Genomic DNA, 22,207 nt, shown 5'->3' on the forward strand with positions numbered 1-22,207 from the left:
GAAAGCCCTCCTTTAGAGGGTAAACACTAGTTAACGGGTTTTAGATAGTGGATATAGATGGATAACTGCTTGTTTTATTATGGGTGGCTTGATAAGAGGGGAGGGGGGGAGCCCTTGGGAGGGCTCTGGGGGTTAGTGTGTTTGGAGGGGGGGCTCGATTTGTAGGGTTTGAGTTGGGAATGCTACGTCTGCGCCATTTGCGTGGATGATGTGCATTATTTGGACTAGCACGTCTTGTTTTACTTCGTGAAATGTTGCCCAGTTGACGGTTTTGGTAAATGCATAAACAAAAAAGTCTAAAGAGGATTGACCAAAGGTATTAAAGTTGACCATTAGGGTTTGATTTGCATCTATGTCAGGGTGGTTTTTTAACATGTGCAGAACTTGTTCTATGATCGTTTCCATTTGTTCGGAGTCGCTGTAGCGAAGGCCGATGGTTTCATAGATTCTTCGATTGGTCATCCGTGATGGGTTCTCCACCACAATGCTACTAAATACCGAGTTTGGAACGTATATTGGTCGTTTATCAAAGGTGCGAATTTTTGTCATTCTCCAGCCAATGCGTTCGACGGTTCCTTCAATGCTTCTATCGGGAGAGCGAATCCAGTCACCTACTTTAAATGGTCGGTCGAAGTAGATCATCATGCCACCAAAAAAGTTAGACAGAAGATCTTTGGCAGCAAGACCGGCAATTAACCCGCCTACACCACCAAAGGTAAGTAAGCCTGATAGGCTAAGTCCTAGGGTTTGCATGACAGTGAGTATGCCAATGATGATGACCATTAGGCGAATCAACTTGGCTACCGCTTGAACGGTCGTGACATCTCGCCCTTGTCTTTCAAGGATTTGATGCTCAAAGTTGGTGATGACTCTTGATAAGGCCCAAACCACAATGCAGATGAGAAGGATGATTTTTAAAGATGAAAGCCAGTCAAAGTTATGATTAAAATATCGCTGCAAGACTAACCCAAGGGATACGGTTCCTGGCCAAAGCCAAATTAGCGTACTGACTGGGGTTTTAACTCCGTGTAATACAGCGTCATCCCAGACGATTCGAGTTTTATCTGCAATGTTTTCTAAATGGCCGATAAGTATTTTCCACGCGATCCAACTAATAAGACTCAAAGTAGTGATGAGAATAATTTCGTTGAGCATGGTGTTTTGGGTAAATTTAAAAAAGTTTAGCCACTCGACTTTGGTTTGTTCCATGGTTTATCTGTTCCTTGAACTGATTATTTTTGTACGGCAGTTGTAACTAAAGAAAGCAACCACAATAGTTTATCGTTGTTTGATGAATTTTTCTTCCAAACCATACTGATAGTGAAATCACTGACGTTTATAGCAGGTTTTGTGCTTGTGAGCCCCTGCGAAATAAAGGGTATCAGTGACATTCGCTCTGGCACAATACATATTAGGTTGCGACCTTTTAATAACTGTCCAATGGTTAAAAAATTGCGAGAAATGACTTGCACAGTTCGTTGCTGTCCAAGGGTTTGCAATTCATTATCCAGTTGAGTTTGCCACTTCCCATCGGCGCTGACTAAAGCGTGCGGTATGCCACAAAATTCCTCAATGCTGATCGGAGGGGTAAGACCTGTAGCATCGCTATCAAATAGACAAACATGACTCTCTTGATAAAGAGTTTGAGTGTCAAATTGATCGTTAATATCAGGTAAGCAACCAATGACCAAATCTAATCGCTCTTTTTCGAATACGTCACCGAAATTATGCCGATTTACATTGGTAAAGCTTACTTTAACGTGAGGTGCTTGCTCAGTTAGAGCATCGAATATGAGAGGTGCGAAGACAAATTCGGCATAGTCAGTGATGCCAATACGACAAGTCCCTGTATAAGAATGCGCACAAAATGCCTCAGGTTGTAAAATATTATTTTGGATCAGAGACAAAACCCGTTCCACATCTGGCGCAATGGACAAGGCCCTCTCTGTCGGTTCCATGGCGTGACCCGTTCGCGTAAATAGAGGATCAGCTAACAACTTACGCAAGCGTGACAGGCTATGGCTCATGGCTGATTGACTGATATGAAGATCTGTAGCCGCCAATGAGACACTGCGATTTTTTAGTAGTGCTTGGAAGGCGACCAGTAAATTAAGATCAATGCCTTTCCAGTTAATATTGGTCATTTGATGGTGATTTCTGCCGCGGGTGATAACCGTTAATCCTATCTCATTCATTATTTATATCAATACTATTAATTTGAAGCATAAATATGTGTCGTTTATGGTGTGCTCAGGTTTCATTTATTGTGATGTATTATGCTGTCTATTTTTAAACTATTTTTTGCTTTAGGTTGGGTCAGTTTTGGTGGCCCTGCAGCGCATATTGGCTACTTTAGGAAAACATTTGTAGAACAAAAACGTTGGTTATCTGATGATGAGTATGCGCAGTTAGTGGCTTTGAGCCAGTTTCTTCCTGGGCCAGGATCAAGCCAAGTTGGCTTCGCTCTAGGTTATAAAAAAGGCGGCATATGCGGCGCTTTTGCCGCGTTTTTAGGCTTTACCTTACCATCGATTATATTGATGTTAGCGCTGGCTTTGCTCAGTAGTCATTGGCTGGAAACATCGTTATTTGTGGCCATTATTCACGCCTTAAAGTTATTAGCTGTGGTGGTAGTGGCTGATGCCATTGTCGGAATGTATAAAAACTTTTGTCAAAGCAAACGCCGCGTGACTTTATGTTTATTCGTTGCGGTGGCCATGTTGTTATTTAGCGGCATTATGGCGCAAATGGGCGCATTGCTTGTGTGCGCTACTTTAGGGGCTATGTGGTTTACGACCAGTGATAAGCCCGTTGTAGAGAGTTCGCCTCGTAAGTTGGCATTGTTGCCTCTAATCATTTTTGTTGTCTTGTTATTTTTCGGTCCATTAGTGACTGGATTTTCTCCAGTGTTGCACATTTTTCATGACTTCTTTTATGCCGGTTCTTTGGTGTTTGGTGGGGGACACGTCGTACTGCCACTCCTAGAAAACTTAATTGGTGATCAACTGACAACGGATACCTTTTTAACAGGGTATGCGGCCGCTCAAGCGGTACCGGGTCCTATGTTTACTTTTGCCACTTACCTTGGTTACGCATTGCTTCCACAGCAACCTATAGTGGGAGCGTTCGTTGCCACACTAGCGGTATTTTTACCTGGATTTTTACTGGTGCTTTCCGTGATACACAATTGGCAATCCTTTGCGTCTATTCCTAGAGTTTCTGCGGCTTTGCAAGGCGTCAATGCAGGAGTGGTGGGGCTACTTATCGCTGCTTTGTATCAGCCTATCTTTGTCAGTGCCGTGGCGGATGCTCAGGATCTTGCGGTAGTGCTGGTGGGATATTTTCTGCTAAAGCAAATGAAGTTACCCATTGTTGCTCTTGTGGCAAGCTTTATGGGGTATGGGATAGTACTCGCATTAATTTAAGTTAAGTGCGGGTAATAAAGTAAAATCATCATTAACAATGAAGTAACATTTGATGGAGATCATTATTATGGGTGTCTATGTAGACCATTCCTATGTAGACTAAGGTGATGGTTGTTAATGTAATGTGAACAAGGGAGTATTCACATGGAATTAAAGCAAGATCCAAGATGTTATACCGACGTATGTGTCGACGGACTTTGGTACCACTATGATCATTGTGGCACCACCGCTTATATATTACAGGGAGGAGCGTCCCCTGAGGTCAATTTTCATAGGGAGCCAAAAACGGAAGATGAGCTTGTCACCTTGATTAAGGCTTTGAATATCGCCAAATAAATTATTGCTACTCCATGCATGTAAAAGGAGTCAATATTACAGAGAATATTGACCCCTTTTCATTATGCAAGCCAGTATAAGTAATAATAATGGCCCTTATCTTCGAGCTTATACCACCGCTAATGGCAGTCGTTCCTTTAGTTATTACGTCGTGCAACAACGGCATCCGCTAATTGGCGTAATACCTTTTCAGTGTCTTGCCAGCCAATACAACCATCTGTAATAGACTGACCGTAGGTGGAGACTTTGCCATCGATGAGGTCTTGTCTGCCTTCAACCAAATGCGATTCAATCATCACCCCAAAAATAGCGCGTTCACCATTGGCTAACTGAGCTGCAACGTCGTCACAGACGTTTACTTGGCGTTGATATTGCTTGCTGCTATTTGCATGGCTAAAATCAATCATTACTTTTTGGCGTAAATTAGAAGCCTGTAATTGCTCTTTAATGCTGGCTACGTGCTGTGCGCTGTAATTAGGCTCTTTGCCACCGCGAAGAATAAGATGACAGTCTGGATTACCTGCGGTTTCGACAATAGCAGAATGCCCGTATTTAGTTACAGATAAAAAGTGGTGCTGGGCCTCTGCGCTACGAATGGCGTCCGTAGCGATTTTTATGTTGCCATCCGTACCATTTTTAAACCCGACAGGGCAAGAGACTCCAGATGCGAGCTCACGATGCACTTGTGACTCAGTGGTGCGCGCGCCGATAGCGCCCCAGCTGATTAAATCTCCTACATATTGAGGTGTGATCATATCTAAAAACTCACCGGCTGTAGGTAAGCCCATATCCGTGAGATCGAGTAGCAGTTTACGTGCAATTCTAAGGCCATCATTGAGTTTGTAGCTATTGTCTAAGTAAGGGTCGTTAATTAGCCCTTTCCAACCCACGGTGGTGCGTGGCTTTTCAAAATAGACTCGCATAACAATTTCAAGGCGATCTCCTAATTCATCGCGCAGAACTTTCAGTCGTTGACCGTACTCTAGTGCCGATTCTGCATCATGAATGGAACAAGGCCCGACAATGACTAATAAGCGATCATCTTGATCATTGAGTATGCTGTGAATGGCCTTTCTTGATTGGTAAGTGGTAACAGCTGCCGTTTCTGTGGCTGGAAAGCGTTCTAAAATCGCAATAGGGGGAAGCAATTGTTTAACTTTGTTGATGCGAACATCATCAGTTTGATACATGTAAGATTGTCCTTAATGTTTACCGCTTTTATGAGAAACACTTCAGGCTGAATTTTTCAGCAATGAAACGGTATGTTTTTGTGTATTCATGCAACTTATCTAAGAAGAAAAAGACTTTCAATCACTTTTTGCATTATAAAGCAATAATTTGCGGTTATATTTTCTTTACATAGAGTGTAATAAAAACTTTACACACAAAAGGAGAGGCAGTGAGTATCGCACATTGTGAATGCTCACCGTGGTTATGTATTCGGGTGTACAATACCTATAAATCAGATGAAATATGATGTTTGATATTAAGTGTCTTAATCCACTCAATGGATTAGGTCACTTTTATTGAAGGAAATAGTAAACGAAGCGCTTATCAAAAGACATTTTTCAACGGTTATTTACATCATTAATGAGACAAGAAAAGGAATATTATGACCCGAGTAAATATTTACCAAGCCCAACCTGCAGCTTATAAAGCCTTTTTTGCCGTTGAAGCTTATTTAAAGCAGTGTGCTTTTGATCCCATTATCGAAGAACTCATTCGTGTGCGCACCTCTCAAATGAATGGATGTGCTTATTGTATTCATGTTCATACGCAAGGGGCACTGCAACATGGAGAGTCCGCAGAGCGCCTCTTTGCTTTATCTGTATGGAAAGAATCCACTTTATTTAGTGAAAAAGAACGAGCGGTATTAGCGCTAGTAGAGGAGATGGTTCATATTTATGCTCAGGGGATCACTGATGCCACCTACGTTTCACTATCTAAATATTTTAATGAAGATGACATCGCACAACTGATGGTTCTTTGCACCATGATGAACGCTTGGAATCGATTGGGTGTCGCAACCCATGCTAATGAACAGACAAAATATTAGGGAGTGGCAAAGAAAAAACCCAAGGTGGATGGCCTTGGGCATGGAGAAGGAGTCCGTAGATGTACGTTAGCCAACTGATACAAATTTGAGACTCATAATCAGGCTCTATGCGTAAGCCTTTTTGATATAGCGTTAACGGCGCTACTTATCCATTCATAATACAGGTGAATGGATAAGCTTAAGTGATTATTAGGTGTGGAATAGGAAATTCTACTGTAAAGGCATACCTTTTTCACTCTTCGTTGCATTTGTTACATTGTATTTATGACTTCTCTCCTGTTTTTTGAAAGTCATACACTGAGCCTAAATTGAGTATTTTGCTCAGTGAGTCTAATGCGAATTGACTCTCTATTAGCAGTGATGGGTCCGTTAAGTCATCAGCGGTTATTGAGTCTCGGTAATGGCTATCTATCCAAGCATTGAGCTCGGTAAACAAGGTGTCAGTCATGAGAACAGAGGAGTTCATGGCCCCTTGCTCTTGCTCTGATAAAACCACACGTAAACGTAAACAGGCAGGGCCACCACCATTTTGCATGCTTTGTTTTAGATCGAAGCACAATAGCTTATCAATACCCGAGCCACTTGCGATCAGTGAATATAAGTAGTCGGCTACGTTTTGGTGCTCCTCACATTCTCTAGGGATAACTAATGCCGTTTCACCTGATGGCAGGCTCAACAATTGGCTATTAAATAGGTAACTCGTTACTGCATCAGCCACTGAGACGGCCGAATTTGGTACTTCAATGATGTTCAACGGTTGTTCAAGAGCGGTAGTTAAATCCTGATACACGCTATCTTTATGAACAAAGGCGTGTTCATGGCAAAACAACACATCTCGGTTACCAACGGCAATCACATCATTATGGAAGACACCCGCGTCGATAACTTGTGGGTTTTGTTGCGCAAAAACAACTTTATTAGCTGATAGTCCATGCTTTCGAGCAATGGCTGAGCTTGCCTCTAAAGTTTGTCTGGCCGGGAAACGGTTAGGTTTAGTTAATGCCGCATTAAATGCACTTTCTCCAAAAACAAAAAACTCGACGCCGTGATCACCGTAAGCATGACAAAAACGCGTGTGGTTGGCCGCTCCCTCGTCACCAAAGTACGGACTGGAAGGCAGTGCTTTGTGATGGGTAAAATAGTTAGGGTCACGGAACATCGCCGATAAAATTCGTCCTGTTTGTGGGTGTTCTATGGAGCGATGAAATTTGTTGATTAAATTGGCGGGGGTAAAATGCAGTTTACCATCTTGAGTGTCGCGACTTGGCGAAATGGTGGCGGCATTCGCGGTCCACATACTGGATGCTGAGCTACATGCAGCTAATAATGCAGGGGAGTGTTTCGCCACTTGCTTTAGCACGGACGCGGTATTGCCTGTAAAACCCAGTTGACGGAGTGTCCCAATGTCTGGGCGTGCTAGTGGTGCAATAACGCCTTGAGTCATGCCGAGATCATGTAAGGCCTTCATCTTTTTTAAGCCTTCTTTGGCGGCCAGTTTTGGGTTAGACGCCTTAGTTTTATTGCTCTTTGATGCAAGATTTCCGTCGGAAAGCCCGGCATAGTTGTGAGTGGGGCCAACGAGTCCATCAAAATTTGCTTCAATATAGTGTGTTGAGGTATTCATCTTTCTTCCTTGCATTACTCTTGCTCGGCTAAATGATTAAAAAGAGGCACAAATGGGGCGCGATCTCCGGCTTTTAACTGCAATGTATCCGCCAGTGCTGAATCCATAATGATGTTATCCCCTTCAATGTGTACCGCTTTAGTCGCAAGCGCCCTGAAATGCTTAACTTGTCCATTGCTGACTAAGTAGACGGTGTCACTGGCACTGACATTAGTGGCAATGCTGACCACTGCGGTGTTTTGCTCTCGTACCGCTCGAATATCTTGTACTTGGGACTCTAACATTGGCCCCGCATCAAAAATATCCACATAGTGATTGAAACGAAATCCTTCAGACTCAAGAAGTTTTCGCGCCGGCAAAGTATGTGGGTGGGTATGGCCAATCACTTCTTGAGCCGTCTCTGGGAGTAGGTTGGTGTAAATAGGGTTTTTGGGCATAAGCTCTGCAATAAACACTTTATCATGCATAGATAGCTTGTCTGCGATGGCGAAATCCAGATTAAAAAAGTGCCTGCCGAGCCCTTCCCAAAACGGTGAACTGCCTTCTTCATCACTAAAACCACGCATTTCAGCGATCACGGTAGGATCAAATCGCTGTTGATTTTGCCCCATAAATAAAAAGCGGCTCTTCGATAGTAAATGGCCGTTATAGCCTTTTCTGGAGTCGGGTAGTAGAAACAAAGTACACAGTTCTGTGCATCCTGTATGAAAGTTACTTAGGCTTAATGTTTGAACTTTATTGTATACATCAAGTTCACGAGACGAATGAACCGTGGTATCTAAGTGGTAACTGTAGAAGGGGTCTTGCAGGCCCACTCCCGCTTGTACAGCGCAAGTGCCCACCAGTTTTTGTTGTTGCAGATCTTCTGCTACAAATAGGTAGTAGCCATCCGTTAATGTGGCATCGCTATCAAATGCACGGCACCCCTCTTCGATCATTTTTTCGATACGAATGGGATCGTCCTGCATAGAGGTAAACCCAGTTCCTGTTTGTTTTGCCAGTTCCGCCAACCCTTGGCGATCTTGTGCTGTTATTGGACGTATCAGCAGCATAAATAATGCATCCCTTGCCATATGATTATTCCGTCACAATACAGACATAGCGTACTGAATCAAGCTGGAAATATTCATTCAAACTGCATATTAGGGGATTTTATTCATCGCTCATGCAACTACTGTGGGTTTTTATGCGTTATCATGCCTTTAAACGGTTGAGCGCTTCGCCGACACTGAGTAATTATGAGAAGGACGATATCTTATTAAATAAAGCGCATATATTGTCAATATGTGAGCAGCGTTCAAGTTTAAGCTTAAGTTTTGTGGTTGATTTTTCTGTGAATGATTCATGGTATTGACGAATATGTGCCTATACTCGTAACAATGAAAAGGCATTTTTGTTAACGATTGCCATAGCAATTTTCATGGCTTTTTCTTTAACGTTTTCGACTGTAATAAGTGAAGGTGACCAATGAAAATAGGGATATTAATTTGTGGGTATTTGGATGCAGAATTTTCCACGGCTAACAGGTCATATTCCACTCTGATTTGTAGCGCTTTACATTCGGTTAATAGGGATATCCGTTTTTTTGAATATGACGCTTATAATCAGCATCTTCCGCAGTTAGATGAGTGTGATGGATATATTATTATTGGTAGCCTAGCGAATGCTTATGATAACGCTCCTTGGATTATAGATTTAATGCAATGGACTTTGCGTTGTGAGGCGCGACGTAAGCCCCAGGTGGGTATTGGCTTTGGTCATCAACTCATTGCTAGAGCCCTAGGTGGTACCGTTGAACGTTCGCCAAAAGGATGGGGGTTAGGTAACCATGAAGTCAATGTCGTGACTCAAAAACGATGGATGAACTTGTCTATTGATCGGTTAAGAATGTTGATTATCCATCAAGATCAGGTGGTGACAGTGCCAAAAGGGATGCGGGTGATTGCATCCAGTGATTTTTGTGCAAATTTTATGCTGGCAAAGGATAACCATTTATTGACGGTGCAGGGGCATCCTGAATTGACGCCCCAAGTTATGAAAGAGCAGATAGAGAGACGAAAATCACAACTCAGTGAAGCCCATTATCGCTCTATTGTGCAACAATCCTCACAGGTATTGGACTCTGCCACCGTATTATATTGGATGGATGCTTTCTTTACGTTTAATACCGAATCCATTCAGGATACTAACGTGCAAAATGCCGTATAGTGATATCAATTTTACCAAATAACGGGTCATTCTAGCTTGTTAAAATACTCGATAACGGCGTTATAATTTTTGGTTGTAGAATAACGAGTTATCAAAAATTCTGCCTTGTTTTCGAGCATTTTTCCTGCGCTATCTCTGAACACTTACTTAGTGTGATTAATGGAATTATTAGCAATAGCGCCAAGGGGTTAGAGAGGCATTTCGCCTCGTCTAACCCCACTCTTTTAACCTTAAACTAATAAGGTTATTGAGCGATAAACCCGCCGGTTTGGTGCGCCCATAATTGAGCGTAAATACCGTTACCTTTTATTAGTTGTTGGTGCGTGCCTTGCTCTACAATGTGCCCTTGGTCTATCACTATGAGTCTATCCATAGCGGCAATGGTAGATAAGCGATGGGCAATGGCTATAACAGTTTTACCTTCCATCAACTCGTTGAGACTTTCTTGGATGGCAGACTCAACCTCTGAATCTAATGCCGAAGTTGCTTCATCTAACACCAGTATGGGCGCATTTTTTAATAATACGCGAGAAATAGCAATACGCTGACGTTGCCCCCCTGACAGTTTCACCCCACGTTCACCCACCTGAGCATCGTAACCTACATTGCCAAAGGGGTCGGTTAAGGTTTTGATAAAGTCGTGAGCATGGGCTTGTGTGGTCGCTGCGATTAACTCTTCCTCACTGGCATCAGGATTTCCATATAAAATATTATCGCGAATAGAGCGATGTAGCAGCGAAGTATCTTGAGTGACCATGCCAATATTACTGCGTAAAGAGTCTTGAGTAACCGCACTAATATCTTGGTGGTCAATGCTGATTTTCCCCCCTTCAACATCATGGAAACGAAGCAACAGATTGACCAGTGTTGATTTCCCAGCTCCAGAGCGCCCCACTAAGCCGACTTTTTCACCCGGTTTTATGTTGAGGTTAAGGTGGCTGATCACCCCTTTATTTTCACCATAATGAAAGCTCACATCGGAAAATTCAATGCCACCATTTTTCATTTGGATAGGTTTGGCGTCGGGTTTATCTTCAATATCTATGGGTTTTGACAGTGTCGCCATACCATCCACCGTAGTGCCCATATTTTCAAATAACGCCCCCACTTCCCACATGATCCACATGGACATTCCATTTAAACGTAGTGCCAAACTGATGGCGATGGCAATAGCTCCGACCGAGATCGCGCTATCCATCCATAACATGATTGAAATGACCGCGATGGCAAACACTAATACGTAGTTGACGATTTCTACCATGACATTAAAGCCCGTCACCAAGCGCATTTGACGATACACGGTATCAAGAAACCCTTGCATGCCTTTCTCGGCGTATTGTGTTTCTCGTTTACTATGAGAAAACAGCTTAACGGTGGCGATATTGGTGTAGCTATCCACAATGCGCCCTGTCATGGTAGAACGTGCATCTGCTTGTTCTGAAGAGACTTTTTTCAATTTTGGTACAAAGTAAATTTGGATAGCGATATAAGCAAAAAGCCACACCAACATAGGTAACATGAGGCGGTAATCTGCGTGGGCCAACAACACGATAATAGAAGTAAAGTACACGCAAACATAGACAAAGACATCGAGTGTTTTCATTACCGTTTCACGCACAGAAAGGGAGGTCTGCATGACTTTTGTGGCAATTCTTCCGGCAAAATCGTCTTGGTAAAAGGAGAGGCTTTGTTTTAATAGGTAGCGGTGAGCCATCCAGCGAATCGACATCGGATAATTGCCCAGCAAAGTTTGATGCTGAATCAGCGAGTGCAGTGTCACCAGTATGGGCATAACAATAAGCACTAATGCGCCATAAGTGATGAGCGTACTGGCATTGTCTTGCAAAAAGGTGTCAGGGTTACTTGAGCCTAGCCAGTCAACGAGTTTTCCCATCATGCCAAATAAAGAGACCTCCACAATAGCGACTATGGTGCTGAGGAGTGCCATTAACAGCAGTGGCTTTTCAAAGCCTTTGGTATAGTAGCGACAGAAAGCGATCACAGTATTGGGTGGCTGACCGGGTTCATGTTTGGGAAAGGCTTTGGTAAATCCTTCAAAGATTTTGTACATAGAGTAATCCAACGTTTTCGATGGGTGCGAAGACAAAGTAAAGGTCAAAGCCATCAGGGGGAAATAATGAGATCCATACTATTGTAGACGCTTTACAGTGACTTACGGCGATTGATATACAGCTGCCGATGGCATGGATAGGTTTATATCATTAATGATGAGATGACCATGACGCGAGAGGGCAGATCTTGTCAAAGGGATACAATGGCAAGATCCAATCTCAGATGGCAAGTTTTAATGCACTGCGCTCATTATGGCAAGGTTTTTCCCTTTATTCTTGCCTTTATCTATAGCTTTTCGTGAGGCACTGACTGTCTCGTCTACGCTGCTGTGCATTGCAGTGATGCCGATGCAAACGGTAAATTGAATGCGAGTGGTATCAAACATAAAGTGATGTTTGGCAACGGATTTACGCAGTTTATCGGCAAGGGTATAGGCGTGAATTTGATTGTCAGCCTGGAAAAGCACACAAAACTCATCCCCACTGAAGCGTGCTGTTGATAGTGTTGATGACATAGGGAAGTGCTGGTTGATGATATCGGTTAATTCTAAAATTAACTGATCCCCACACGCGTAGCCATATTGATAGTTAATCAGCTTAATATCATCCACGTCGATGGAGATTAAATACACATTATCATGTTCTTTAAAGCGGTTAATTTTATCTCGTAATGTGAATAAATTATCTTGATTGGTAATGCTATCACGCAAAGACACTTGCTCATGAAACAACACATTACTTAATGAGGTTTCAATATAGGTTTGCAGTAATTGAATTAAGTAGGTGTAGGTTTGGGTTCTACTTTCAATAAAGATCACACCTAATAAGCCATTTTGACCGAGCAGTGGGATGCGGTAAAAGGATTTTTCAACTTGAACTTGGCTGGCCAAGCGATCGTGATTGATATTACGAATATAGGCGACTTTGCCATTCATTAACTGTTTAGCATATTGCTGATCGATAGTGATAGCACGCTCTTCACACTGGTAACCAACGCTATAAAAGGCGTGACTGTCGCTATGATATAAGCACAATTGCACTCGATGCCTTGAGCAAAATCGAGACAATAAGCGGTTTACTTGGTTTTTAAATTCAAGCAAGTTGGTGGAATGTGCCAGTTGGGTTAACTCTATTTGTAACTGCCTATTAAGGTATTGAAATACAGAAGCAATAAGCAATAAAGTGATCGCTAATACGCCAATCAGCGATAGTGAATAACTGTGCGCAAGCAAATTTTCACGAGAAGTTGCGGAAAAATAGATCCAGTTGAGATTGTTGCGGGCATTATAGACCGCCAACTTAGGTTGGCCTTGATAAAAGTAATCAATCGCTCCTACCAGTTTATGGTTAGGTAATTGCCCATCAGCCTTAAAGTGGTAGCTTGGCTTATCGGCAAAGTAGTAACTTACCGGTGAACTTCTATCGTCTTGCTGTATTTCTCCTGCAATAGCGTATTTATAGACGCTGGCAATTTCGTTTATACGGTTAGGGTGCGGATGTAAAATGACTTGTCCTGTTGCCCTATCTACCACAAAAACATTGCCACTGTTTAATGTTCTGAGATCAATTAAAGCTTGGCTCATAAACCATAAATCAAACTCAACAATGTATTGAAATTTCCGGGTACTATGGCTTTCACGCACAGCCACTACCCAGCGCCCGGTGTGGCTTTGATAAATATTTGATATTTGGAAATGGTATGGCACAAACCTCATATCAGTCCAGCGGGTAGCCGCAGACATATCAATAGGTTGTGGCTGAGTGTGATTTATCTGTGCCGCATAAATTTGTAATTCAGATAGGGCGGTATTATTGATGGAATCATAGCGGAGAATATCATTGTAATTCTCGATATTGTTGATCATTTCTACGGCATGATGGTTGGCATCTGCAGCATCATCTAATTGCCAAGAACGGTTCAAAGAAGCGATATTGGTGACACTACTTTTTAGTTGCTCTTGGATGAGAGTACTGGCCGTCCTCAAGTTAGCATTGGACTGTTTAATGACATCATTTTCGATGCTGAGATAATGTTGATATGCGACGTAGATTAATACCGCGATGAGTGCGATGACATAAGGTCGCAGAAGCCGAATAATTGTTCTTGGGAGAGCCATACTGAGTTCGTTATTAATTCTTTTATAGAAGTGCCAAGCGCCATAATATTTATGGTTGTTTTTTGTTCGCTTTAGATCTAAAGCCAATCATATACACTTTTAAAGTGTGATCAAGTTCTCTTTTTTGTTTGCTTGATATAAAGGTGTATTTTGCTTTGATGTTTTTTATGGGAGGCAGTGGTGACATGAGCTGTAGCATCCATTAACAAGGTTTTATAAATTGTTAGAATGTGTTTCGAGCACGGCTTGGTTGACCTCGGCAGGCTACCGAGGTCATAAACTTATCGTTAAGCTTCAAGGATTTGTTGCTTAACCGGAAGGATTTTTGCCGCTCCTGTTGCTTTGAGGATCACCATAGATTGAGGCTGTATGAGCATCTCTTGACGAATGTCTCCCACACCGCTTTCTATTTCGGTTGTATCACAAATTAGTGTCCATCGCTCTTTACCACCATCGGGTAATTTAAATCGAGCGGGCGTTTGTGATTGGTTGATAAAATAGAGCAGCTCAGCCCCATGCTGACCAATACCCAGCTTCAAAGAGACCGCATTGAGTTGATTCCAGTCATCCATTTCCATTAGGTTGCCGTCTGGACGATGCCAGCTAACGCGATTGTCATTGCGAGTTTCACCGCTAAAGGCTTCTATAAATGGCACCATGTGTTGGCGACGTGCATCAAGCATATTGGCAAGCCAGCGTTTGAATGCTTCTGCATGGGGTTTGAGATCCCAATTTAACCAACTTAATGAGTTGTCCTGACAATAGGCATTGTTGTTGCCTTGTTGAGTGTGAGAAACAACATCGGCGGTTAAAATATGCGGTATGCTGAAAGAAAACAGTAAACTGGCCATGAAATTACGTTTTCGTTGTTCTCGTAGTGAAATAATGTCACTACACTGAGTTTCTCCCTCAATGCCTAAGTTATCTGAACGATTATCACCATGACCGTCATGATTATTCTCACCATTTGCTTCATTGTGTTTCATCTTGTAGGAAACCAAATCTTGCATAGTGAATCCATCGTGATATGTGATGTAGTTGATGGTCATTTTATGAGGCCAGCGACTGGCACTGTAAATATCACGAGAGCCCATGATACGAGTGGCAAACTCTTTTAAAAAACCATTATCTCCGCGCCAGAAACTGCGAGTGATGTCGCGGAACTTATCATTACATTCATTCCAACCGTCAGGAAAATTACCAACCTGATAACCATTAGGACCAATATCCCAAGGTTCAGCAATGAGTTTGGTCTCTTTTAAAATCGGATCTTGTGCGACCGCTTTAAAAAAAGCGGCTTCGCGATAAAAATTATCACCGTTGCGACCTAAGGTAGCGGCAAGATCAAAGCGGAAACCATCGACTTTATACTCTTGTACCCAATAGCGTAGGGTGTCCATGACCAGGGTTAAAGCAGGCTGATAGTTAAGATCAACAGTGTTACCACAACCGGTAAAGTTAGCGTAGTGACAGCCATGTTTTAGATAGTACTGGTTATCTAGCAACTTTAGATTAAACACTAAGCCACCGTCACCCCCTTCGGCGGTATGGTTGTAAACAACGTCTAAGATCACTTCAATGCCATTTTTGTGCAGTTCACGAATGGTGGTTTTTAGCTCATGAACGGCATCGACTTCGGCATAGCGAGGGTCGGGGGCCATAAATACATAAGGGTTATAACCCCAGTAATTGACCATGCCCATATCTAATAGGTGAGGCTCATGCATACAAGCGGCAACAGGAAGAAGTTGCAAGCAATTGATTTTCTGCTGCTTATAAAAGCTCAACATCTCTTGACTCACCAGTCCCAAGTATTTTCCTTGATGTTGGGCTGGGACTTTTTTATTGAGCTTAGTCAGTCCTTTGGTATGGGTTTCGAATAAGACCATTTCACTGCGGGGTAAACGTGGATGCTGTGAGTCTTGCCAATCAAACGTAGAGTCCACCACCACTGATTTTGCCATAAACCAGCTTTTTTCACTGGTGAAAGGGGCATGATAGTGCAGGGGTTTACTGATCGCTTTAGCATAAGGGTCAGATAACAAAATAGGTTTATCATTTTGATCATGAACGATAAAACCATACTCTTGGCCGGCGCGAACACCAGCGACATAGATGTGCTTAATGCCAGCGTAGCTTTGCGTGAGCGGGTAGGTGTCGAACTCGGTGTTGGAGTTAAACACAACCAAAGAGATCACTTTACAGCTAGGAGCATGAATAGAAAAATTGCATCCACTTTCATCTAATTCAGCGCCGAGTGGATAGGGGCGCGATTTATTGCTATTCATTCTTTGTTTAAGTCTTTGTTTATTTTGTGAATGGTTTGAGTATTAAGTTAAAAGGTTTCGCTTGTTAACGCAATAGAGACTATGTGTGCCTAGAAAAAATCTGTGGGTGTCCAGATAAAATACTATGCGTGTCTAGAGCTTAGCAGGGCTTTGTCTTTTTATGCTCAACCTATGTCATAGGGAATATAAAGGGATTACTTGCGCAAATATATCAATTGAGGGGTGAATATCCGTCACTGGCTTAGAATTTTCAATGGATGGGACTTCCATCACGAAACTGGTTTTTTTACAAAAATTCGTCGCAAATCCGGGGAACTTTCAAATAGAGACCTAGATCCTATATTGCTTCTCCCTCAGTGTGATCCTTATCGTCAGTCACTGAATATCTCCTCCCTAATAGTGTGACTGGTTAGACAAGTAGCACTTTCTACGCCCTTCTCAGCCTACTCTCCCTCCCCCGTCATTTTGCATAGGGAGGAGGACAACGACACCGTTCAATCCTTCTATTATCAGTGTTAGTCGAATGCAAGCAGTCTTCGCACTGAACATTCTTTGGATAATTAAGAATGTAAAAAAATAAAAATAATCGTTTCGGGAGTTAACGAGAATGAAAAAGGTAAACCTACTAACAGCTGCAGTCTCTGCTGCCCTACTTTCAACTTCAGCTTTGGCTGTAGATTTCAATGGTTATATGCGTGCTGGCACTGGTATCAGTGGTAGTGATGGTGGCGACGTCTCCTTCATGAAAAATGGTGTGGGTCGTCTTGGTAATGAAAATGACAACTACTCTGAGTTTGGATTTGCTCAAGACCTGAAAACCGGTGAACAAACTTGGCGTCTTGAGTCAATGATCGCCTCTGGTGCTAATGGTGCAAATGGTTGGGAAGATGGTGACTTTAACGTTGCTCAGTTTGCTGTCAAAGCAAAAGGTGTGCTGGCATTTGACCGTGATGCAACCCTTTGGGCTGGTAAAACGTATTACCAACGTAAAGACATCCACATCACTGACTTTTACTTCTTAAATACCTCTGGTACTGGTGGTGGTATTGAAAATATCTCTTTAGGTAACCAAAAACTTTCATTAGCTCTTATTCAAGATGGAGAAGACAGCAATGGAGCCGGTTATATTGCTGATGCGCGTTTAGCTAACATTGGTCTATGGTCTGATGCGACGTTAGAAGTTGCTCTTGCTTATAACTTCTCCACAGAAAATGAAAATGGTAAGTACGACGGTGATAACGGTCTACTTGCTACTGGTATTATTCACCAAAACATGAGTAATGGCTTTAACCAAACGGTTGTTCAGGTTGGTACTGCAGGTTATGGCGTACAAATGGCGAACCTATGGGGTGCTGGTACTTATTATGACCGTTCAGGCAATCAAAACGATGGCCTTGGTTACCGTATCCTTAACTGGGGTGTAATGAACTTTGGCGATTCTTGGGAAATGGGTCACCAATTGGCCTACCTTGCCGGTTCTGACTTAGGATCGAATAAACACGATTCAAGCCAATACTCGGTGGTTGTTCGTCCAATGTATAAGTGGAATGACACTATGCGTACCGTGTTTGAAGCGGGATATAATGCCGGTGAGGTGGACGACGTAGACTTTGGCGGTGCTAAGTTAACGATTGCTCAAGCATGGGCAATGGGTGATAGCTTCTGGGCGCGACCTGAAATTCGTGTATATGGTAGCTACCTGATGGATCTTGAAAATGACAGCTTTGGTGAAGTTACCGATGGCAACGGCAATATCACAGGGGCAGGCTCTGACAATGATTTTGTTGTGGGCATCCAAGTAGAAGCTTGGTGGTAATACAACACACTTAGTGTAAGTTAGGTTTATTCAATAGCCGACCTAGGGTCGGCTGTTTTTTTAAGGGCTTTACGTCATTTGTATTTGTTATAAACATGGTTTTGTTATAAATATGCAATTGGATGCGAGAGCGATTAAAAAAATAACTAAGGAAACCCCCCATGAAAGTACCAGCCTTATTTTTGAGTTGTTGTGTGGCTCTAGGTGGTTGTGCTACCCAACAAACAATTCATCAAGTTGGGACGCAGGCCGTCGCCACATCAATCACCTCGCTTAATAAGTCATCTTTAAAGCTTGATACTCAAGCTATGGTGACCATTGATGACAATACTCAAGTGTTGAGTAATAGCGTCATTGATAGCCCAGTCGTCGCCCTGGACGTTCCCGCAAATCGTGGACCGTTAGATATTTCTGTGACCAGTAATATGGTGGATAAGGCATTTTTCTCGCCAGAAATGCTGTTGGTGAGCGAAGAAGGTGAAGTGATCGAGCGATATGATGCTTCAATCTTTGAATATCAAAGACCACGTTTAGCTTGGGGAGATCGTTTGGTTGCCGAGGTGAGATTTACTCCGCCTGTGAATCAACAATCCGTCACTCTACTCATTTATACAACAGCGGCAGAGTTAGCTAAAACCACTGACCGTGTTGATCCCTATCGCGCTATGGTTGAGGGGCAGGGCGGGCATATGCCTGAGCTAAAAGATATCCCTACAGCGCATGTGACAAGCGGTAAGTTGGTGGTGGAAGTATCAGGAGTCAGTGCGGTTAGCGCCAGTGTTGAACCATCAGATGCACAAAACCCGTCGCTGCACAGTAGCGTCGAACAATCGACACAAGACTATTATCACAAGGCCATTCGTCAAGCAGTGCAAGACAACAATATTCCTAAAGCTTTGGCTTTAGTGGATGAAGGTAAAGGGCTCAATGTGCCGGGGGTACAGCAAGTTTATATTGAGGCGATACAAGCGCAGCAATAGCCATAAACCTAGCTGCGTTTTAATCAGCTAAACCCAATACGTGGTGTATTTGTCCTATTAACCAGAGAAGGTATTCCCTTATCTCTGGTTTTTTTTGTCTTGGAAATAGCGTTTGAACAGAGAAAAGCTCTGCTTGCACTATAATTAGATGATATTTGGGTCGCAGACATGGATTTGTAACCATCAAAATAAGAATACTTTCAGCCAATAGCGCCGTAAAAATACGGGATAACCCGCTAGCCTGAACCGTTAATTATTATGATGGTTATTGTGTCAGGTAGGCTTAATTTTTGTGGGATGGGAGCACTGTATGGACACAGTCACTGAGATAATTACTACCCTTGCTATGATCGTGCTGTTTATGGTGGTTTTTTTTGGCATAGCAAAGTGGTTTTCTAGGCGTTCGAGGCGGGCTGAACAAAAAAGGGTAGAAGCGCAAAAACAATCTCGTATTGAAGAGGCGGAGAGGGTAAGGCGTCATAAAGAAAGAGTGGCGTTTGCCGAAAATGGCCATCTTGCTACTCAATTAGAGCTCGGTAAAGAAAAAGAGCGTAAGCACTCAAAAGAGGCGGTTTATTGGTATGAGAAAGCTGCGCTACAAGAGAGTCGAGAGGGGATAGAAGGGATCATCCGTGTGTGTGATACATCAGCACAGGATGTCGTCTCTCAAGATAAGTATCAATATTGGAAAAACGCGTTAGATGCCCTTAATGGAGATGAACAAGCGGAATACGAACAAGGCATAGCGTTATTTGAAGGTTTTGGTGTTAGAAGTAATATGGATAGAGGCTTGCAATTAATTGAACACGCAGCCAATCGACGTTGCTTGAGAGCGCAGATGTTTTTGGTGAATTGGTATCAGTCACCAGAAAATCCATTAGCCGATGAGCAAAAAGCCCAAATGTGGAAAGGGCGGATGGATGATCCTGCCGATCACGATGCTGATTCGTGAGTAATATTGGCTGTCTGGATGGGAAACTCGGTGTGGTGAAGTGTATTTTTGCATTACTGGCGTTCAGTTTTAGCAGCTTTGTTATGCCGCAAGTGAGGCACTAGCGCCTCTTACGAGGGCAAGAAGCCTTTGTTACCAAAGGCCTCTTGAAATCGTCATTAGACGACATTAAGGATAACGCACTTCATCGAGATAGCGTAAATAGGCGTTTCTTAGGCGTAGCGGATTATGGGTAAAATAGTTTGGATTGAGCCGAGCTCTATCAAAGTATTGCCTATCAAGATTGTGATAATTATTGGCGTCTTGTCCAAGCCCAGTGTTGAGTTGATTATGAGTTTCACCGACACGAGTTTGTACGCTAAAGTTCCACTCACTTGCTCCTCGCACAGTGAAGTAATCCGGTTTCATGCCGCGCCAAAAGGTGAGCGGAATGGCGATATTGAGAGTAACAAATTGCTCTTTTTCACTGTTGAGATAAGACGCATCCAGACGAGTGTCTCCTAACCAGTGGCTAGAGGTGGCTTTGACCCCTTGATCTCCGCCCCAAAACTCTCCTCCTTGCACTTGCATTTGCCAGTTCCACTGCGCCATAGAGAAACGATAATGGGCTAGCAATGGTGTGCGCGCTTCACTTTCTGTACGATTGTCACTTTCAAAATAGCCTGCTTCAAAACCTAGGTTATGCATACCTTGAGCACTGTACCATTGTGTCTCATTTTGCGCGCCGTAATAATCACTGCGAATAACACCAAAGCTAAATTGAGTCATCATATCTGCAGGCAAACGAAAAGCCTGATGAAGCAATGCGCGGTCTATTTCGTTTTGCAGTGCACTACTTTGATAGTAGCCATCGTCATAGTCATCACTGTTGGCGATGGGCAAAATATGGCGTACATCGATAGCCGCGCCTTTCCATAATGGAGTGTAGAGGTTACTACCGAGTCCAATGGAGTAATCAAAAAATCCATACTCAGTGGCGACTGCGTAATTCATTACGGGTGTAAAAGTTAGCTCACTATAAGCAAAGCCATCATTGCTGGTTTGATAGTGCCAATGGGGCTGTTCTAGCTTAGCGGTAAGGGATTGGTTAGAGAACTCAAGGTGTTGGCATTCAATGCCTGTTTTTAGAAAATCACGATAACATTGCAGTTCGGTATTAATTGCCAGCATGGGCAATTTATTGTGCAGTAAAATCAGTTGCAGTTTTTGCGCGTGGCGGTTGCCCCGAGGCAAGTCAGCAAAGATCCCTTCACCTGAGTGGGCCGCGATGATTCCTAAGGCGACCCCTACGCCATCGATGTCATTGTGCTGATAACGTTTATTTTCTAAGGCGATGACGAGCGTATCTAGATTGGAACCCACACGGATATTCACAAACCCTTCCTGCTCAAGTTGACCAATAAGCTGCGTCATACTGTTGCTGTCAGCGTTAGCAAGCTCACTGTTTATTTGAGTTTGTGTATCTGGTTTGATTTGTGAGTATTTTTTGCGAGTAAATGTTTCGCCAAAAAAGGGCACCGAAGCGCTGACTGCCCATAAGGTTTGATCTTGGTTATCGTGCCCTGAGTAAAGTTGATATTGGGCGGCAAATTGTGCGCCATAAGGGAGCGCATCTTGTGGGGTCATGACACGTAGCGCAGCATTGAATTGTTGCGCGTCATATTCCCCTGCAAGCTGAACAAAATCAAAGGGTTGCCATTCGGCGCCGGCAAAGGGACCATCCAATACCCCAAGGCTTAGATCGGATTTACCATAACCGGCACTTAAGCGTAAGCTCAAGGCATCTACTTGGGTATCCGCTACCACAAAGTAGGCATCGAAATTACTGGCGGCACCGCCAATATCTTGTGCGCCAAAGGCGAGGTTAAAACCGGTAATATCCTGTAAATAGGGAAGCTGAAACTTGGCAGTGGCGGAGAGGTCGCGTATCCCACAACCTTCGGTATAGCAATTGGATTGGTATTCTTGAGTAACAATTCGCCCCCCTACTTCAAGGTGCGGAAAGACTCCCGCATTAACATACCAAGAATCCAACTCAGAAATACGACCACGGTAGGGCACACCTTGACCAAATGAAGCACTCCCTTTACCTGTGGCAAGAGTTTGTGCGTTAGGAGTGAAAATTAATCCGCTAAAGCCTTGTTGGGAAGGCAAAACATCCACCTGAGCGAGGGCGGGATAACTGAGTGTGCTAAGCAGACAAAAAACAACAGTGCGCAAAGGCGTATTGTGCATAGGAACATCCCTATCCTAAGGTACAAATGGGAGGGTAATAAGTACGGTGAAACCTGTAAAAACGCCTCCGTTAAGAGGCGTTGCTAAAGCAGGCTGAA

At 43.1% G+C, this 22,207-nt stretch carries 16 protein-coding genes; 7 read left to right on the top strand and 9 right to left on the bottom strand.

Features of this window, described 5'->3' with window-relative positions; all coding sequences use genetic code 11:
• Positions 1 to 132: 132 nt before the first annotated feature.
• Positions 133 to 1,209 carry a mechanosensitive ion channel family protein gene (locus OCU56_RS16530; protein WP_261875033.1) on the bottom strand — a complete coding sequence of 359 codons (1,077 nt, stop codon included), beginning with the start codon at positions 1,207 to 1,209 and terminating at the stop codon, positions 133 to 135.
• 23 nt (positions 1,210 to 1,232) lie between these two features.
• Positions 1,233 to 2,195, bottom strand: coding sequence for a LysR family transcriptional regulator (locus tag OCU56_RS16535; protein ID WP_261875034.1), 963 nt, complete (start codon positions 2,193 to 2,195; stop codon positions 1,233 to 1,235).
• An 81-nt stretch (positions 2,196 to 2,276) separates the two neighbouring features.
• Here OCU56_RS16535 and chrA point away from each other — a divergent pair, with 81 nt between their 5' ends.
• Positions 2,277 to 3,425, top strand: coding sequence for a chromate efflux transporter (gene chrA, locus OCU56_RS16540; RefSeq protein WP_261875035.1), 1,149 nt, complete (start codon positions 2,277 to 2,279; stop codon positions 3,423 to 3,425).
• A 144-nt stretch (positions 3,426 to 3,569) separates the two neighbouring features.
• Positions 3,570 to 3,761, top strand: coding sequence for a hypothetical protein (locus tag OCU56_RS16545; protein ID WP_261875036.1), 192 nt, complete (start codon positions 3,570 to 3,572; stop codon positions 3,759 to 3,761).
• Positions 3,762 to 3,898: 137 nt separating this feature from the next.
• Here OCU56_RS16545 and aroG read toward each other — a convergent pair whose 3' ends face one another.
• A complete protein-coding gene (gene aroG, locus OCU56_RS16550; protein ID WP_261875037.1) occupies positions 3,899 to 4,951 on the bottom strand; it encodes a 3-deoxy-7-phosphoheptulonate synthase AroG in 1,053 nt (350 codons plus the stop codon).
• 422 nt (positions 4,952 to 5,373) lie between these two features.
• On the opposite strand from aroG, the gene OCU56_RS16555 reads away from it, so the two are divergent.
• Positions 5,374 to 5,817 (top strand): carboxymuconolactone decarboxylase family protein, encoded by a 444-nt coding sequence (locus OCU56_RS16555; protein ID WP_261875038.1) that lies wholly within the window; start codon positions 5,374 to 5,376, stop codon positions 5,815 to 5,817.
• 262 nt (positions 5,818 to 6,079) lie between these two features.
• Here OCU56_RS16555 and astB read toward each other — a convergent pair whose 3' ends face one another.
• Positions 6,080 to 7,441: an N-succinylarginine dihydrolase gene (gene astB, locus OCU56_RS16560; RefSeq protein ID WP_261875039.1), complete on the bottom strand. Its 1,362-nt coding sequence runs from the start codon at positions 7,439 to 7,441 to the stop codon at positions 6,080 to 6,082.
• Positions 7,442 to 7,455: 14 nt separating this feature from the next.
• Complete coding sequence (gene astA, locus OCU56_RS16565; protein WP_261875040.1) at positions 7,456 to 8,493, bottom strand: arginine N-succinyltransferase; 1,038 nt, start codon at positions 8,491 to 8,493, stop codon at positions 7,456 to 7,458.
• Positions 8,494 to 8,908: 415 nt separating this feature from the next.
• On the opposite strand from astA, the gene OCU56_RS16570 reads away from it, so the two are divergent.
• Positions 8,909 to 9,649 carry a type 1 glutamine amidotransferase gene (locus OCU56_RS16570; protein ID WP_261875041.1) on the top strand — a complete coding sequence of 247 codons (741 nt, stop codon included), beginning with the start codon at positions 8,909 to 8,911 and terminating at the stop codon, positions 9,647 to 9,649.
• Positions 9,650 to 9,893: 244 nt separating this feature from the next.
• On the opposite strand, the gene OCU56_RS16575 is transcribed toward OCU56_RS16570, so the two are convergent.
• The 3 genes from OCU56_RS16575 to glgX all read right to left on the bottom strand — a co-directional run bounded on the left by OCU56_RS16575 (position 9,894) and on the right by glgX (position 16,126).
• Positions 9,894 to 11,720: an ABC transporter ATP-binding protein gene (locus OCU56_RS16575; protein WP_261875042.1), complete on the bottom strand. Its 1,827-nt coding sequence runs from the start codon at positions 11,718 to 11,720 to the stop codon at positions 9,894 to 9,896.
• A gap of 234 nt (positions 11,721 to 11,954) precedes the next feature.
• The gene (locus OCU56_RS16580; RefSeq protein WP_261875043.1) at positions 11,955 to 13,838 is read right to left on the bottom strand and encodes a GGDEF domain-containing protein; all 1,884 of its coding nucleotides are present in this window, start codon (positions 13,836 to 13,838) and stop codon (positions 11,955 to 11,957) included.
• Positions 13,839 to 14,125: 287 nt separating this feature from the next.
• Positions 14,126 to 16,126, bottom strand: a complete 2,001-nt coding sequence (gene glgX, locus OCU56_RS16585) for a glycogen debranching protein GlgX (protein WP_261875044.1) — start codon at positions 16,124 to 16,126, stop codon at positions 14,126 to 14,128.
• Between the two features lie 607 nt (positions 16,127 to 16,733).
• Here glgX and lamB point away from each other — a divergent pair.
• From lamB to OCU56_RS16600, 3 genes are all read left to right on the top strand, one after another.
• A complete protein-coding gene (lamB, locus tag OCU56_RS16590) occupies positions 16,734 to 17,942 on the top strand; it encodes a maltoporin LamB (RefSeq protein WP_261875045.1) in 1,209 nt (402 codons plus the stop codon).
• Between the two features lie 161 nt (positions 17,943 to 18,103).
• A complete protein-coding gene (locus OCU56_RS16595) occupies positions 18,104 to 18,922 on the top strand; it encodes a MalM family protein (protein WP_261875046.1) in 819 nt (272 codons plus the stop codon).
• 310 nt (positions 18,923 to 19,232) lie between these two features.
• Positions 19,233 to 19,874 (top strand): SEL1-like repeat protein, encoded by a 642-nt coding sequence (locus OCU56_RS16600; RefSeq protein ID WP_261875047.1) that lies wholly within the window; start codon positions 19,233 to 19,235, stop codon positions 19,872 to 19,874.
• 168 nt (positions 19,875 to 20,042) lie between these two features.
• On the opposite strand, the gene OCU56_RS16605 is transcribed toward OCU56_RS16600, so the two are convergent.
• A complete protein-coding gene (locus tag OCU56_RS16605) occupies positions 20,043 to 22,109 on the bottom strand; it encodes a YjbH domain-containing protein (RefSeq protein WP_261875048.1) in 2,067 nt (688 codons plus the stop codon).
• Positions 22,110 to 22,207 lie beyond the last annotated feature (98 nt).

The sequence above is a fragment of the Vibrio rarus genome, assembly GCF_024347075.1.
GTDB classification, from domain to species: Bacteria; Pseudomonadota; Gammaproteobacteria; order Enterobacterales; family Vibrionaceae; genus Vibrio; species Vibrio rarus.

Excerpts from the sequence above, each read along its gene's own strand:
- OCU56_RS16600 (WP_261875047.1), top strand. The coding sequence starts at position 19,233 with ATGGACACAGTCACTGAGATAATTACTACCCTTGCTATGATCGTGCTG.
- OCU56_RS16530 (WP_261875033.1), bottom strand. The coding sequence starts at position 1,209 with ATGGAACAAACCAAAGTCGAGTGGCTAAACTTTTTTAAATTTACCCAA.
- OCU56_RS16605 (WP_261875048.1), bottom strand. The coding sequence starts at position 22,109 with ATGCACAATACGCCTTTGCGCACTGTTGTTTTTTGTCTGCTTAGCACA.
- OCU56_RS16580 (WP_261875043.1), bottom strand. The coding sequence starts at position 13,838 with ATGGCTCTCCCAAGAACAATTATTCGGCTTCTGCGACCTTATGTCATC.
- OCU56_RS16595 (WP_261875046.1), top strand. The coding sequence starts at position 18,104 with ATGAAAGTACCAGCCTTATTTTTGAGTTGTTGTGTGGCTCTAGGTGGT.
- lamB (WP_261875045.1), top strand. The coding sequence starts at position 16,734 with ATGAAAAAGGTAAACCTACTAACAGCTGCAGTCTCTGCTGCCCTACTT.
- OCU56_RS16570 (WP_261875041.1), top strand. The coding sequence starts at position 8,909 with ATGAAAATAGGGATATTAATTTGTGGGTATTTGGATGCAGAATTTTCC.
- astB (WP_261875039.1), bottom strand. The coding sequence starts at position 7,441 with ATGAATACCTCAACACACTATATTGAAGCAAATTTTGATGGACTCGTT.
- OCU56_RS16545 (WP_261875036.1), top strand. The coding sequence starts at position 3,570 with ATGGAATTAAAGCAAGATCCAAGATGTTATACCGACGTATGTGTCGAC.
- glgX (WP_261875044.1), bottom strand. The coding sequence starts at position 16,126 with ATGAATAGCAATAAATCGCGCCCCTATCCACTCGGCGCTGAATTAGAT.
- aroG (WP_261875037.1), bottom strand. The coding sequence starts at position 4,951 with ATGTATCAAACTGATGATGTTCGCATCAACAAAGTTAAACAATTGCTT.
- OCU56_RS16555 (WP_261875038.1), top strand. The coding sequence starts at position 5,374 with ATGACCCGAGTAAATATTTACCAAGCCCAACCTGCAGCTTATAAAGCC.
- astA (WP_261875040.1), bottom strand. The coding sequence starts at position 8,493 with ATGCTGCTGATACGTCCAATAACAGCACAAGATCGCCAAGGGTTGGCG.
- OCU56_RS16535 (WP_261875034.1), bottom strand. The coding sequence starts at position 2,195 with ATGAATGAGATAGGATTAACGGTTATCACCCGCGGCAGAAATCACCAT.
- chrA (WP_261875035.1), top strand. The coding sequence starts at position 2,277 with ATGCTGTCTATTTTTAAACTATTTTTTGCTTTAGGTTGGGTCAGTTTT.
- OCU56_RS16575 (WP_261875042.1), bottom strand. The coding sequence starts at position 11,720 with ATGTACAAAATCTTTGAAGGATTTACCAAAGCCTTTCCCAAACATGAA.